Source organism: Paenibacillus tyrphae, assembly GCF_024158745.1.
Classification (GTDB): Bacteria; Bacillota; Bacilli; order Paenibacillales; family NBRC-103111; genus Paenibacillus_G; species Paenibacillus_G tyrfis_A.
This window is the reverse complement of sequence record NZ_JAMZAW010000009.1, coordinates 13,863-27,168: the sequence shown is the minus strand read 5'-3', so window position 1 is coordinate 27,168 and position 13,306 is coordinate 13,863. Positions and strand designations below refer to the sequence as shown.

Sequence of the window (13,306 nt, the reverse complement as noted above, 5' to 3'; positions counted from 1 at the left end):
TATCCAAACTCGCACCATAATACTATAGCAAAATCGAGCACGCAACGCAAGCAAAATCCGCACGCTGCACCCCTTTTTATACGGTGTTCTGGCAATTATTAGCCCGCATGCTTCCGAAGCTTTATGGAAAATCTAACATTAGATTTAAGTAAGGAGGTGGCTTGTTGTGGGGGAATGGAGTCAGTTCCGTCCGGGAGACAAAGCGCCGAACGACGGCGAATACATGGAAGTCGGTGAAAATGCCTTCCATATGGGCATCAACAATCCGAAGGTCATCAATTTAAAAAAGGGAGATCCCTTCCCGGAAACAACGAACCATAACCGCAAGTGGAAAAAGCTGTTTCGAGGCTAACCCCTGCTCGCTCCCTTCCCGACCAGCCGGCAGGGAGCCTGCTTCCTCTGCAACCTTGGACAAAGGAGGGCGCGACCGATGCGCTATAAATATACGAAAATATTGACCATTGTGGGCATTGTGCTGTGCTTTATCCATTATATCGGACACGAGTACGATCCGGTGTATCTGCTCTTCTATTCGCTGAGCGTGCCCGCCTGGTTTTATCCGATCTTCACCTATACCGATATCAATCCTTGGCCGCTTTATCTGCTCACCATTCTTTCGTGGACGATTATCGGTTTCGCCGTTGACCGCTTCTCCGTCTACCGACGGACGAAGGACAGGGAATGAATCCCCTAAAGCTGGCGCCAAATTTAAGTATCCTAATAATATATGACGTAAAGATAAAAGGAACCTTGACTTGGTTCCTTTTTAATCGTCTCTTGTTATCCCTGATCTTCCGCCGGGTTCATCCTCTAGCCATCGCATATTCAAATTGCCTTCTCTTATTCCTAATTTAACGTTAGTTTTCATTTATTAATTTGAGATCATCCATATGGTGAATGACATGGAAATTTAAAAGCTGGTATGCACTCATACCGATCAATTTATCATGTAAATCATAAATGCTTACCTCGCCTCGGGTCGTTTCCCCTAAATGCATGGATACCTGACTTTCAACATAAACCCGTTCGTTTTGCGTCCGCACAGCTATCGTGTAGTGAATGGTTCCTTCATGAATATAAAACGCGTGCGATCCATCAGGAGTTAAATAAGCATCAACTAATTCAAATTCGTTTTCCCCTTGCTCAATCACCATTTTAATTCGTTTGAGCATAATCCTTATCCCTCCTTGTTTATTAGTAAAAATAACTACTGGGGTATTACTACTGAAGTATATAATATTACTTCTGAAGTAATACGTCAATAGTTTTATTTAAAAAGTTTTACTCGTCTCGTATAGTTACGTTATAATACAAGAAGGATGCAGACTAAGGAGCGTAACCAATGTCAGAGAAAGTACGATTTAACCTTGGTAGAACTATTGAAGAGTTAGGAATTACGAGGAATAAATTGGCCGTTGAATCAAAAACGCGGCCGGCAACAGTGTTAGATTTAGTTAGTGGAGAAACAAAACGAATCGAAATTCATACTTTGGTTAATTTGCTTGACACCTTAAATACAATTGCACGTGAGCAAGGCATTACTCGTAAAATAACCATATCCGATATAATCGAATATATACCGGACGATAAGAAAGCAGAGACTCCGTAACACATGCGCATGTAAAATTAACTCAAAAAGAACGCCATCAAACCGATTAATTGGCGTTTTTTCGTAACGTCTCTGACGCCCTCTTCTTGGACTTTATCCTTTCTGGGGTAATAAAAAACGACCCTATTGGGAGCGTGATGTTTAGTTGATCATATTTAAGCTTGCAGATTTATTGGATTAACGCCAAATGACCATGTACCAACTTAGTAAGAAAACAGGGATTCGTCCCAATACACTTAGTCAATGGGTTAATAACGACAAACTGCGAGAAGAGGAGAAGCACGTTAAAGCTATAAGCGTTGAGGTGCTTAATTTAATGTGCAAAGCTTTAGATTGCACACCCGGAGACCTGCTTGAATATGCACCTGACGACGATAACGCAAAATCCCCGTAACAGTGACATAAAGTCCTGAATACGGGGATTTTTTATGTACTAACAAGTGGCCTCTTGGCCAATCACTTTTCACACAAACAAAAAAACGACCCTGCGGTCGTCTCGTTTTTATGGTATGGCGGAAAGAGTGGGATTCGAACCCACGCACGGCTTGCGCCGCCTAGCTGATTTCGAGTCAGCCCCCTTGGGCCTCTTGGGTACCTTTCCGCATTAAAGGGACAAGAAATATAATAGCATACACACCTGCATGTATGCAAGTGCTTTTTAATATTTACCAGCTATCAAGCTTCTCCCTGATCCGTTGCCGCAGAATCTTCCGCTGGCGCGGCGGAACGAAGCACTTTTTTCAGCTTGCTCTCGAACTTGGACCGGGGAACGAGCACGCTGTGCTTGCACCCGACACACTTGATGCGAATGTCCATCCCCATCCGGATGATCTCCATCTCGTTCGTACCGCACGGATGCGGCTTCTTCATCTGTACGACGTCGCCTAACTGATACTGCTTCTTCTCCATCACGATTCCGCCTTTTCCGTTCTATGATAAGTGATCATCCGTGGATAAGGAATTTGAATCCCGTTGGCCTCAAATGCTTTTTTGATTTCCGCATTCAGCTTCCTTGCTACCCCGAACTGCTGGTTAGGCTTGCACTCCGCCGTAATCCGCAGCGTAATTTCCGTTGCTCCCATCATATGGATCCCGAGCACTTCAGGCTCTTTTACCATGTCCACACTTGTATCATAAAATGTTTTGACGGTATCCTCAAGAATTTTCATTGCAAAATCGATATCCGTTTCATACGTTACCGAGACATCAATGACGGCAAGCGAGTTATTGACGGAAAAGTTGGTAACTTGCACAATCGTCCCGTTCGGAATGATGTGCACTTCCCCTGTCCAGCTCTTCACCCGGGTTACCCGCAGGCCGATTTCTTCAACTGTTCCTTTGTAATTGCCTACTTGAATAACGTCGCCTACCGCAAACTGGTCTTCAAAAATAATGAAAAATCCAGTGATGACATCCTTCACCAAGCTTTGCGCTCCGAAACCGATCGCCAACCCAACGACCCCAGCGCCAGCTAAGACCGGTCCGAGATTCACCTGAAATTGGCTCAAAATCATTAAGACCATAATAAAGTTAACAACGTAAGTAATAATATTTCCCACGAGCTTGCCTACCGTTTTCGAACGTCTTGCATCGAACTTGATCGGCCCTCTATCCCGCGCCACCATCATATGCTGCAGCGCTTTTTCCGCAACCTTAATGATCACCCTTGCCGCGATATAAATCAGTATGATTTTAATGACAGTGAACAGCAGTCCTGTCCACAATTCGGGGTTGGAAACATAGTTGATCAACTTTTCTTGAAATTGTCCCCATGTGGATAAACCAGTTTCCTTCAACATTTCATCCATTTCGATCTCCCACCTTACAACTCTATGTTAACATAATGCCCGTCCTCTTTACTATAGAGCCCGTGGATATCTACCCGTTCTTCTTTAATAATGCGCTTAACCTCCGGAAGATCCGCCTCCTGAAACTCCAGGGATAACGCGCACCCAGCCGTAATCTCTTTGGGGGTAGGACACATATCGTTTTCGATATCCGCATAATCGAGGAGCATTTCCGCCCTCAAAGCTTGCTGTGTTGAATCGAAAGCCATGATCAGCACCTTCCCACCCCCTTTCTATTTTTTTGTACCCCGCGTATATTTCGTTCCTAGCAACCGTATACTAGTAACAACCCATTTTCTGGCGTTTCCGATTATCACTCTACCCTTTTCCGCAGGAGGCGTTCCTATGAAACTGCCCTTTCAGAGAGATGCTCACAAACCTAAAGCCAGCGAAACCTTAAAAATTATGTACTCCGAAGCGAACAGCATCAACCTGCTTTCGGATAAGCTAAGCACTGTTTTGCGAACGATTCCGGCTCAACAGCCCATCGTCATCGTTTGCGTAGGCACGGACCGTTCCACAGGCGATGCGCTCGGACCTCTGGTCGGGAGTCAGCTTCAGAAGCAAGGCATCGAGGGCCTCCATCTATACGGTACATTGGAACACCCGGTTCACGCCATGAATCTGAACGAAACCTTAACGACGATTCAGCAGCATTACAACGATCCTTTCGTCATTGCGATCGATGCCTGTCTAGGCCAGCTGACCAGCGTCGGCTATATCCAAGTGGGCGATGGTCCGGTCAAACCGGGTGCCGGCGTTAATAAAGAGCTCCCTCCTGTCGGTCACATGCACGTTACCGGTATTGTAAACGTAGGTGGATTTATGGAGTACTTCGTCCTGCAAAACACCCGATTGAGCCTGGTCATGAGCATGGCCGAGGTCATTGCCAAATCGTTTCAAACCGCATTCAGCGGCAAGCGCCAATGGTCTCCTACCTCTTTGGTACGGATCGACTAATCGCTTCCTTCTCTTCAGGGGACAACGCATACTTGGACTGCCCCTGCTCGATCGGCTTCGCATACACATACGTTTCATCGCGGCCATGAATGCCTGAAAGAACGACTCCTGTCTGCTGTTCGTCCAAGATCGCTACGGAAAAGCTCAGATCGCTCCCCGTTTCCGAAAAAGCATTGTACCGGTGTACGCCGATATGCGATTTCATCGTGGACATGTCCCGGCGTATCGCTTGAATTTGCTGTTCGTTTCGGCTATCGTTTTCCAGCAAAACATTTCCTTTCTCCTGCAGCTCCATTAGGATCTGTTCAATATTCAAGCTCCCAGTCCCGTTCAGCATGCTTTTGTAATTTCGGCGGAGCTTATTTAATTTTGCCCACAATACGATAACAAGAATTAAAAATAATAAAGAGATAACCGCTGTAATGAACAACAGCACCTCTACAGGCATTTCCAGTACGACATCCCCCACGCTAAAAGCCTCCTGCTCTCCTATTTAAAATGCTTGGCAATTTCACGAACCGCATAGAGCAGTTGATCCGTTTCTTGTTCCGTCGTAAAGCAGCCGACACTCGCCCTTACGGCTCCGCGTTCCAATGTGCCGACCATCTCATGAGCAAGCGGTGTGCAATGGAAGCCTGCCCGAACGGCAATATGAAACGATTGATCCAGGATGAAAGCGACTTCGGACGAATCGGCACCGGCGATGGTAAAGGCAACTATTCCTGTCTTATTTTGCCCAATTTGTGGCCCTAAAATGGTCACTCCATCAATTTCCATCAATCCGTTCATGATCCTTTGGGTGAGCTTCCACTCTTTCGCATGAATTTGCTCTACCGTTTGCTTGTGTATGTACTTCACACCTTCCACAAGCCCGGCAACCCCTACCGTATTTTGCGTTCCAGCTTCATACCGGTCCGGTCGAACATCAGGCTGTTCTGCGGCTTCGGATTGACTGCCGGTACCTCCATGCAGCAGCGGCTCCAGATCGATCTCAGGATCGATATACAGCCCGCCTGTTCCTTGCGGCCCGAGCAAGCCCTTGTGACCCGGAAAAGCAAGCATATGAATGCCCAGCTTCTGCACATCGACTTCCATCGTCCCGGCCGTTTGCGCAGCATCGACCAACAGCTTAATCTGATGGTCTCTGCACAGCTGTCCCAATTCTTCAATCGGCATAATACTGCCTAGCAGATTGGAGCTGTGCGTACTTACAATCAAGCTTGTTTTGGGTGTGATTTCGCGACGAACATCATCCAGACTCAGCCGTCCTTGCTCGTCTGTTTTCACATAGGTCACTTGTACATTTTTCGTTCTTTTCAAATATTCCAAGGGTCTTCTTACGGAATTATGCTCGACGGCCGTGCACAGAATGTGATCTCCATCTTTGACGAACCCTTTAATGGCTAGATTCAAGGCGAAGGTCGTATTGTGAGCATACGCGATATCATTAGGATTTTTGATATTGAACAGCTTGGCCAGTTGCTTCCGTCCTTCAAACAATACGCGGCTCGCTTTGACAGCCAGCTCATGACTGCCTCTCCCCGGATTGGCAGCATACTGCTCCATGCAATCATGCATCGCTTTCAATACTTCGGGCGGCTTCGGCCAGGACGAGGCCGCATGATCCAAGTAGATGACCGACATTTGTTCTCACCTCTTCTGTCCATTCAGATCCATTACATAAATATAGCATACCTAGTTTAACCTGTACTTATCAGGCATGACCCGGGTATGCTATACCATCATTGTTAGGAAGTTTTCCCTTGGAGCAGCTCCAACAGACGATCCAAATCATCTTTTGAATAATACAATAACTCGATCTTCCCTTTGTTATTGCTGTGTTTGATTTTCACCGTCGTCCGGTACATTTCTCTCAAGTTTTCTTCCAATTGATTAATGTACGGGTCTTTACGTTTCGGCTTCAGCTTCATCTTTTTCGAATCCGCATTTTCTTCCATCTTCTTTACTTCCTCTTCAAGCTCGCGAACACTCCATTGCTCTTTTATCGCGGTATCGGCTAAAGCTTTAATGACCTTTTTATCCTTCAGGCCTACGATCGCTTTGGCATGTCCCATCGATAATGTTCCACGTGAAACATATTCTTTAACTTCTTCCGGAAGCTGCAGCAGGCGAAGAAAGTTTGCAATGTGCGAACGGCTCTTCCCTACCTTTAAGGACAGCTCTTCCTGCGTCAGTTTAAATTGATCGATCAATGCTTGATAAGCTATCGCGATTTCCAAAGCATTCAAATCTTCACGCTGGACGTTCTCGATTAACGCAATTTCCATAACCTGCTGATCGCTGAACTTTTTGATAACTGCAGGTATCGTCGGTTTTCCGCAAACTTGAGAAGCACGGAATCTTCGCTCACCGGCAATAATTTCATATCCTTTAAGAACACTGCGAACGATGATCGGCTGAATGACACCATGCTCTTTAATCGAATCAGCCAATTCCTGAATCGTCTCATCGTTGAAATTGCGTCTAGGCTGATATGGGTTTGGCCGAAGCTGTGCCAATGGAATTTCTACTACTTTGTCGTCTTCGTTAATGCTCAATGCAGGCAACAGTGCATCCAGTCCTTTACCTAAACCGATTTTTTTGCTCAAAGTGCGATCACTTCCTTTGCCAACTCCAAGTATACCTCTGCCCCTTTCGATCTCGGATCATACGTAATGATCGGTTGACCGTGACTGGGTGCCTCACTCAATCTGATATTTCTTGGTATGATTGTCTGATACACCTTCTGTTGGAAGTACTTTTTCACTTCCTCAATGACTTGCATGCCCAAGTTCGTTCTTGCATCGAACATGGTCAACAGCACGCCTTCAATTTGCAGCGTTGTATTGAGATGCTTTTGAACCAAACGAACCGTGTTAAGTAATTGGCTCAATCCTTCCAGAGCATAATATTCACATTGAATAGGAATAATTACCGAGTCGGCAGCCGTCAACGAATTGACAGTCAATATCCCCAAGGATGGCGGACAGTCGATTAAAATGTAATCGAACATATGTTTCACCAACTGCAGTGATTTTTTTAAGCGCAGTTCCCTGGAGATGGTTGGAACAAGTTCAATTTCCGCACCGGCCAATTGAATGGTAGCCGGTATGATTTTCAAATTTTCCAAGGCTGTGTCGGCCATAGCTTCTTTCGGATGAACATCGTTAATAAGAACGTCGTAAATACAGTGAACGACATCTGCTTTATTAATGCCAAGTCCGCTTGTCGTATTTCCTTGCGGATCGATATCGACAAGAAGCACTTTCTTTCCCAAGGATGCCAATGATGCGCCTAAGTTGACGGATGTCGTTGTTTTGCCAACCCCACCCTTCTGGTTGGTTATGGCGATAATTTTAGCCAAAATCTGTTCACCTCAAATAATAAAAACTAGAGTAAATACGATACTTTCGAGGAGTCGAATAGAAGACATACAATTAGCGACAGTAGCGAAAAAAAAGAATCATTGGAGAGCTTTATTCCCTCCCCAATGATCGGTTGGTAAGAAAAGCTTCGAAAGAAGCTTTTCGAGGAAAATACGTTTGTGCCTCAGCTAAAGCTTTTCTAGTAAAAAATTGAATGCTCTATGAAACTCAGACATTCTCATCATAGCAGAAAAACTCAATCGAAGTCATGTCAAAGATGCCCTGTACCCATTCAAATCAACCTTGAAACCGCAAAAAACGAGCTAACCCACATATCTACACAACCATTATGCTGTGTACCTTAAAACTAGGCTATCACTATCAGAAATTCATAGATGCTTTTGCGGGAAATGTCTTCTGACAGCCAAACAAAAGCCTCATTCGAGGCTTCAATAAATCCCTACTCTCTATTTTACCGCTTTGGAATCCGAATTACAATCTCATAGTGATCTTCATGGTCCTGTTCCGTCGTATTGATCGGAAGGCCAGACGAAGTCACCATATCCACCGATTGACGAATCGTATTCAGGGCTAACCGTACATCCTTGGAGAACGAGACTCGTTTCGTCTTACTGCTTTTAATTTTCGCCGCTTCCTTCAAAAAGGCGATTCTCGCTTCGGTTTGCTTTACATTCAGTTCCTTGCTTACAATATCCTCTAGAACGCGCAATTGCTGTTCCTCTTGATCCAAGGCCAACAACGCCCTGGCGTGCCGTTCCGTAATTTTCCGTTCCATCAATGCGTTTTTCACCGGCTCGCTCAGTTGAAGAAGCCGGATCTTGTTTGCAATCGTCGATTGACTTTTCCCAAGGCGCTGAGCCAGACTTTCCTGCGTCAAGCTGTGCAGATCGATCAACTGCTGGTAAGCTATCGCTTCCTCGATCGCAGTCAAGCCTTCCCGCTGCAAGTTCTCGATCAGAGCAATAGATGCCGCTTGCGAATCGTTAAAATCGCGAATAATAGCCGGGATCGTTTCATTCCCCAGCTTTTTGACAGCGCGCCACCTGCGTTCCCCAGCAATTAATTCGTAGCGATTGTTCCGAAGACGCACAACAATCGGCTGAATAACACCATGTGTCTTAATCGTTTGACACAGTTCATCAATCCGCTCATCGTCAAATATCGTTCGAGGTTGGTAGGGACTTGGAACGATGTCATTGACAGGAACATTTTTCACTTCGTCAGTCGGCGCCTTTTCAGCAAAACCAAACAATTTTGAGATTTGTTCCTTCATTACGATAACCACCCGATCTTTTTCACCGATAATGAATCTCCACTCTATAACAATTCTCCAAATATGCCCAAAATCCTGCAAAAGTCTCCGAAGAAGTTTATTATTGACTCTCACAAAAAGAAGCCGCTGCTCCAAAATGTTCCACGTGGAACACCATCAAACTAGCGGCGTTTTCAAAGGAGTTCCCGCTTTTCTGGGATACTTTTTGGGAGTTGAAGCTGTCTTTTCTATATCGATAATGTGTCTAGTCGATTCTTCCAAAGGAAGCTGAAAACGATATGTATGGTTCCATTTACCTTTTAACTCTTTTAGGCTAAGCGCCGCTTCCTCTAACTCCGCTTGAACATCCTGCCCTTTCATGGCAGAAAACCTCCCACCGGTTTTCACAAAGGGAAGACAAAATTCATTAAGAACAGCTAGCCGGGCAACAGCCCTCGCGGTGACAATATCGTAACGGTCCCGATGTTCGGGCATACGCGCAACATCCTCCGCACGTCCATGAATAAAACGCACGTCCGTTAATCCAAGCGTATTTCCCAAATGCGTTAAAAACTGTATGCGCTTGTTGAGCGAATCGACGATCGTGACGTGTAAATGAGGATACACAATCTTCAATGGAATGCTGGGAAATCCGGCTCCCGATCCGATATCCGCAACGGAACGAATGTGTCCCATTGGAATAAAAAAAGAAACAGAGAGAGAATCATAAAAATGCTTCACGTACACTTGTTCTCTCTCTGTAATCCCCGTCAAATTCATTCGCTCGTTCCATTCGACGAGCTCCCGGTAATAGAATTCGAACTGATGAAGCTGTGCTTCCGTCAGTTCGATGCCCTTCTCTCTCAACAGTTCGGTAAATTGTTGTTGTACGGTATCCATATTATCCTCTGGCTGCAACGACTTTATTGTAATGCTCCAAGTGAACAAGCAAAATGGAGATGTCCGCAGGCGTAACGCCGCCAATACGGGATGCTTGACCGATCGAAATCGGGCGGATTTTTGCCAGCTTTTGCTTCGCTTCGGTGGCGATTCCATGAATTTCATCATAAATGATATCGTCCGGAATCCGCTTTTTCTCCATCTTCCGAAGCCGTTCCACTTGCGCGAGCTGCTTCTCAATATAGCCGCTGTATTTCACTTGAATTTCGACTTGTTCCTTCATATCCTCCGTCAGCTCGTAGGGAGCCGGAGAAATGCCATGAATGTGCTCGTAAGTCACTTCCGGCCGGCGGAGCAAAGACAACAGATCGACGGAGTTGTTCAGTTCTGCGCTGCCAAGTGAAGCCAGCATCGCTTGAACCTCCGGCGTCGGTTTCGTCTTCGTCGTTTTGAGCCGCTCAAGCTCCTCTTCGACAAGACGTACTTTCTCCTGATAACGCGCATACCGCTCTTCCGTTATCAGCCCGATATCGTAGCCGATCTGGGTCAAACGCAGATCTGCATTATCGTGGCGGAGCAGCAAACGGTACTCGGCACGCGAAGTCAGCAGGCGGTAAGGCTCGTTCGTCCCCTTCGTTACCAAGTCGTCGATCATCACGCCGATGTAAGCTTGAGAACGATCCAGAACAACCGGTTCCTTCCCTTGCACTTTGCGGGCCGCATTGATTCCGGCCATAATCCCTTGTCCTGCCGCCTCTTCGTAGCCGGAGGTGCCGTTAATTTGCCCGGCGGTAAACAGCCCGTCGATCACCTTCGTCTCAAGCGACGGCTTCAGCTGCGTTGGAATCACGGCATCGTACTCGATAGCATATCCGGTACGCATCATTTCGACCTTCTCCAGCCCAGGAATCGAGCGAAGAATTTGTAACTGCACATCTTCAGGCATGCTCGTAGAGAGCCCTTGAACGTAATATTCCTTTGTATTGCGGCCTTCCGGCTCCAGGAAAATTTGGTGCTTCGGCTTGTCGCTGAAGCGTACGATCTTATCTTCGATGGACGGACAATATCTCGGTCCCGTTCCTTCGATCGCTCCGGAGAACATCGGAGCCCGGTGCAAATTATCATTGATGATTTGGTGCGTTTCCTCCGACGTATACGTCAGCCAGCAAGGCAGCTGATTCGGCACTTCCTCCGTCGTATCGTAGGAGAAAAACTTCGGTTTCTCGTCCCCGGGCTGAATCGACGTTTTGCTAAAATCGATCGTATCCTCATGCACCCGCGGTGGCGTCCCCGTCTTAAAGCGAACTAGCTCCAGACCGTGCTTGCGCAGATTTTCCGACAGCTTGACGGCCGGCTGCTGGTTGTTCGGTCCGCTCTCGTACATTAGCTCGCCCATAATGATCTTGCCGCGCAGATACGTACCGGTCGTTAGTACGACCGTTTTCCCCATATATACAGCGCCGCTTTTCGTAACGACACCCTTGCACACGCCGTCTTCGATGATCAGCTCTTCCACCATACCTTGACGAAGCGTCAAGCGGTCCTGCTTCTCAATCGTTTCTTTCATGGCGTGTTGGTACAAAAATTTATCGGCTTGCGCCCGCAAAGCATGCACAGCCGGTCCTTTCCCCGTGTTCAGCATGCGCATTTGAATATACGTTTTGTCGATGTTGCGGCCCATTTCACCGCCGAGCGCATCGATTTCGCGCACAACGTGCCCTTTCGCCGGTCCGCCGACGGAAGGGTTACACGGCATAAAGGCGATCATATCCAGATTGATCGTAAGCAGCAGCGTCTCGCTGCCCATCCGGGCCGCCGCCAAAGCCGCTTCGCTGCCGGCATGACCTGCTCCGATCACAATGACATCATATTGACCTGCAGTGTAAGTCATTCTTCCAACCTCCTAACCCTTTTCGAGAAGTTATTTACCTAAACAAAATTGCGAAAAAATCTGATCTATTAACGATTCGCTTACCGAGTCCCCGATAATTTCTCCGAGGTGCTCCCAAGCGTTACGAATGTCGATTTGAATCATATCGATCGGCACGAAAGCCTCCGCTGCTTCGTGTGCCTCCGTCAGAGCCGATCTCGCCTGCTTCAGCAGATGAATATGACGAGCGTTGCTCACATAAGTCAGGTCACTTGATTCTACCTGACCGCTGAAAAAAATACTAGCGATAGCTTTTTCCAAGTCAGTGATGCCCTGCTGGGCAAGAAGCGACATCCGCACAACCCGGTCCTCGCCGAACGCTTCCTTCAAAACCTCTTCCTCAATAAGCTGCGGAAGATCCTGCTTGTTGATAATCGCGATCACCTGACGGTCCTTAAGTTGGTCGATCAGGACATATTCATCCGGCTGTAGCGGCTCCGCCCCATTGCATACGAACAGGATCAGATCCGCGTCCGACAGCGCCTGGCGCGACTTTTCCACACCGATTTGCTCGACCAGATCCGACGTTTCTCGAATCCCGGCCGTATCAAGCAGCTTGAGCGGAATGCCGTTCACATGCACATACTCCTCCACCACATCGCGGGTCGTCCCGGCAATTTCGGTGACAATGGCCCGCTCTTCCTGCGCCAGCGTATTGAGCAGCGACGATTTGCCGACATTCGGCCGGCCGACGATCGCCGTAACCAGACCTTCCCGCAAAATTTTGCCCTGCTGGGCCGTCGTCAGCATACGCTCGATATCCGACAGCGCGTCCGCACATTTTTCCTTGATAAAAGCGTTCGTCATCTCTTCCACATCGTGCTCAGGGTAATCGATATTGACCTCGATGTGCGCCATCAGCTCGACCAGCCGATGACGAAGCTCCTTAATCGTCTTCGATAAGCTGCCCTCCGACTGCTTGAGCGCAATGCGAAACGCCCGATCCGACTTGGCGCGGATCAGGTCGATGACCGCCTCCGCTTGGGACAAGTCGATCCGGCCGTTTAGAAAAGCGCGCTTTGTGAACTCGCCCGGTTCGGCAAGCCGCGCTCCGTGCTCCAGCAGCAGATCCAGCACCTTCCGCACCGAGACGAAGCCCCCGTGACAGCTGATTTCAACCACGTCTTCCTTCGTAAACGACCGCGGTGCCCGCATCACCGTCACGAGCGATTCCTCCACCCGGGCGCCGGTTTCCGGATCGCGAATATAGCCGTAATTCACCGTATGCGTCGGCACATCCGCAAGCTTCGATTTCCCTGTAAAAATTTTATCGCACACGGGTACCGCTTCATCACCGCTGACGCGAATGATCGCGATCCCTCCTTCGCCCATCGGGGTGGCAATCGCCGCAATGGTGTCTTGATTCATGATAGCACCTCTATCTGACTTTCTTCATAATTAAAGAAAAAGCAATGAGGTCAT

At 47.5% G+C, this 13,306-nt stretch carries 17 protein-coding genes and 1 tRNA gene; 5 read left to right on the top strand and 13 right to left on the bottom strand.

Going from position 1 to position 13,306, the window contains the following annotated elements; genetic code table 11:
• The first annotated feature begins 166 nt into the window (after positions 1–166).
• Together NI000_RS14625 and NI000_RS14620 are read left to right on the top strand one after the other, a co-directional pair.
• A complete protein-coding gene (locus NI000_RS14625) occupies positions 167–352 on the top strand; it encodes a YjzC family protein (protein WP_253411702.1) in 186 nt (61 codons plus the stop codon).
• Positions 353–430: 78 nt separating this feature from the next.
• Positions 431–685 (top strand): hypothetical protein, encoded by a 255-nt coding sequence (locus NI000_RS14620; RefSeq protein WP_253411700.1) that lies wholly within the window; start codon positions 431–433, stop codon positions 683–685.
• A gap of 172 nt (positions 686–857) precedes the next feature.
• Here the strand turns inward: NI000_RS14620 and NI000_RS14615 are convergent, their stop codons facing one another.
• On the bottom strand, positions 858–1,172 hold the full coding sequence (locus NI000_RS14615; protein WP_253411698.1) for a hypothetical protein: 315 nt from the start codon (positions 1,170–1,172) through the stop codon (positions 858–860).
• Positions 1,173–1,342: 170 nt separating this feature from the next.
• On the opposite strand from NI000_RS14615, the gene NI000_RS14610 reads away from it, so the two are divergent.
• Positions 1,343–1,609: a helix-turn-helix domain-containing protein gene (locus NI000_RS14610; RefSeq protein WP_253411696.1), complete on the top strand. Its 267-nt coding sequence runs from the start codon at positions 1,343–1,345 to the stop codon at positions 1,607–1,609.
• 187 nt (positions 1,610–1,796) lie between these two features.
• Complete coding sequence (locus NI000_RS14605; protein WP_309247898.1) at positions 1,797–2,003, top strand: helix-turn-helix domain-containing protein; 207 nt, start codon at positions 1,797–1,799, stop codon at positions 2,001–2,003.
• Between the two features lie 116 nt (positions 2,004–2,119).
• On the opposite strand, the gene NI000_RS14600 is transcribed toward NI000_RS14605, so the two are convergent.
• The 4 genes from NI000_RS14600 to NI000_RS14585 all read right to left on the bottom strand — a co-directional run bounded on the left by NI000_RS14600 (position 2,120) and on the right by NI000_RS14585 (position 3,674).
• Positions 2,120–2,210 (bottom strand) — tRNA-Ser (locus NI000_RS14600).
• Positions 2,211–2,284: 74 nt separating this feature from the next.
• The gene (locus NI000_RS14595) at positions 2,285–2,518 is read right to left on the bottom strand and encodes a DUF951 domain-containing protein (RefSeq protein WP_054975166.1); all 234 of its coding nucleotides are present in this window, start codon (positions 2,516–2,518) and stop codon (positions 2,285–2,287) included.
• Positions 2,518–3,417 carry a mechanosensitive ion channel family protein gene (locus NI000_RS14590; RefSeq protein WP_253411694.1) on the bottom strand — a complete coding sequence of 300 codons (900 nt, stop codon included), beginning with the start codon at positions 3,415–3,417 and terminating at the stop codon, positions 2,518–2,520. The genes NI000_RS14595 and NI000_RS14590 overlap by 1 nt, the downstream gene beginning before the upstream one ends.
• 14 nt (positions 3,418–3,431) lie before the next feature.
• Positions 3,432–3,674 carry a DUF3343 domain-containing protein gene (locus NI000_RS14585; protein WP_253411692.1) on the bottom strand — a complete coding sequence of 81 codons (243 nt, stop codon included), beginning with the start codon at positions 3,672–3,674 and terminating at the stop codon, positions 3,432–3,434.
• Between the two features lie 127 nt (positions 3,675–3,801).
• Here NI000_RS14585 and yyaC point away from each other — a divergent pair, with 127 nt between their 5' ends.
• Positions 3,802–4,416, top strand: a complete 615-nt coding sequence (yyaC, locus tag NI000_RS14580) for a spore protease YyaC (RefSeq protein ID WP_253411690.1) — start codon at positions 3,802–3,804, stop codon at positions 4,414–4,416.
• Here the strand turns inward: yyaC and NI000_RS14575 are convergent.
• From NI000_RS14575 to mnmE, 8 genes are all read right to left on the bottom strand, one after another.
• The gene (locus tag NI000_RS14575) at positions 4,391–4,885 is read right to left on the bottom strand and encodes a DUF4446 family protein (protein WP_253411688.1); all 495 of its coding nucleotides are present in this window, start codon (positions 4,883–4,885) and stop codon (positions 4,391–4,393) included. The two genes, yyaC and NI000_RS14575, sit on opposite strands and share 26 nt — an antisense overlap.
• Before the next feature lie 20 nt (positions 4,886–4,905).
• The gene (locus NI000_RS14570) at positions 4,906–6,060 is read right to left on the bottom strand and encodes an aminotransferase class V-fold PLP-dependent enzyme (protein WP_253411686.1); all 1,155 of its coding nucleotides are present in this window, start codon (positions 6,058–6,060) and stop codon (positions 4,906–4,908) included.
• A gap of 104 nt (positions 6,061–6,164) precedes the next feature.
• Positions 6,165–7,025 carry a ParB/RepB/Spo0J family partition protein gene (locus NI000_RS14565; protein ID WP_253411684.1) on the bottom strand — a complete coding sequence of 287 codons (861 nt, stop codon included), beginning with the start codon at positions 7,023–7,025 and terminating at the stop codon, positions 6,165–6,167.
• On the bottom strand, positions 7,022–7,780 hold the full coding sequence (locus NI000_RS14560) for a ParA family protein (RefSeq protein ID WP_253411682.1): 759 nt from the start codon (positions 7,778–7,780) through the stop codon (positions 7,022–7,024). The genes NI000_RS14565 and NI000_RS14560 overlap by 4 nt, the downstream gene beginning before the upstream one ends.
• A gap of 473 nt (positions 7,781–8,253) precedes the next feature.
• Positions 8,254–9,075, bottom strand: a complete 822-nt coding sequence (gene noc, locus NI000_RS14555) for a nucleoid occlusion protein (protein WP_253412118.1) — start codon at positions 9,073–9,075, stop codon at positions 8,254–8,256.
• Between the two features lie 156 nt (positions 9,076–9,231).
• Positions 9,232–9,954, bottom strand: coding sequence for a 16S rRNA (guanine(527)-N(7))-methyltransferase RsmG (gene rsmG, locus NI000_RS14550; RefSeq protein ID WP_253411680.1), 723 nt, complete (start codon positions 9,952–9,954; stop codon positions 9,232–9,234).
• A 1-nt stretch (position 9,955) separates the two neighbouring features.
• The gene (mnmG, locus tag NI000_RS14545) at positions 9,956–11,845 is read right to left on the bottom strand and encodes a tRNA uridine-5-carboxymethylaminomethyl(34) synthesis enzyme MnmG (protein WP_253411678.1); all 1,890 of its coding nucleotides are present in this window, start codon (positions 11,843–11,845) and stop codon (positions 9,956–9,958) included.
• 30 nt (positions 11,846–11,875) lie between these two features.
• The gene (mnmE, locus tag NI000_RS14540) at positions 11,876–13,252 is read right to left on the bottom strand and encodes a tRNA uridine-5-carboxymethylaminomethyl(34) synthesis GTPase MnmE (protein WP_253411677.1); all 1,377 of its coding nucleotides are present in this window, start codon (positions 13,250–13,252) and stop codon (positions 11,876–11,878) included.
• Between the last annotated feature and the right edge of the window lie 54 nt (positions 13,253–13,306).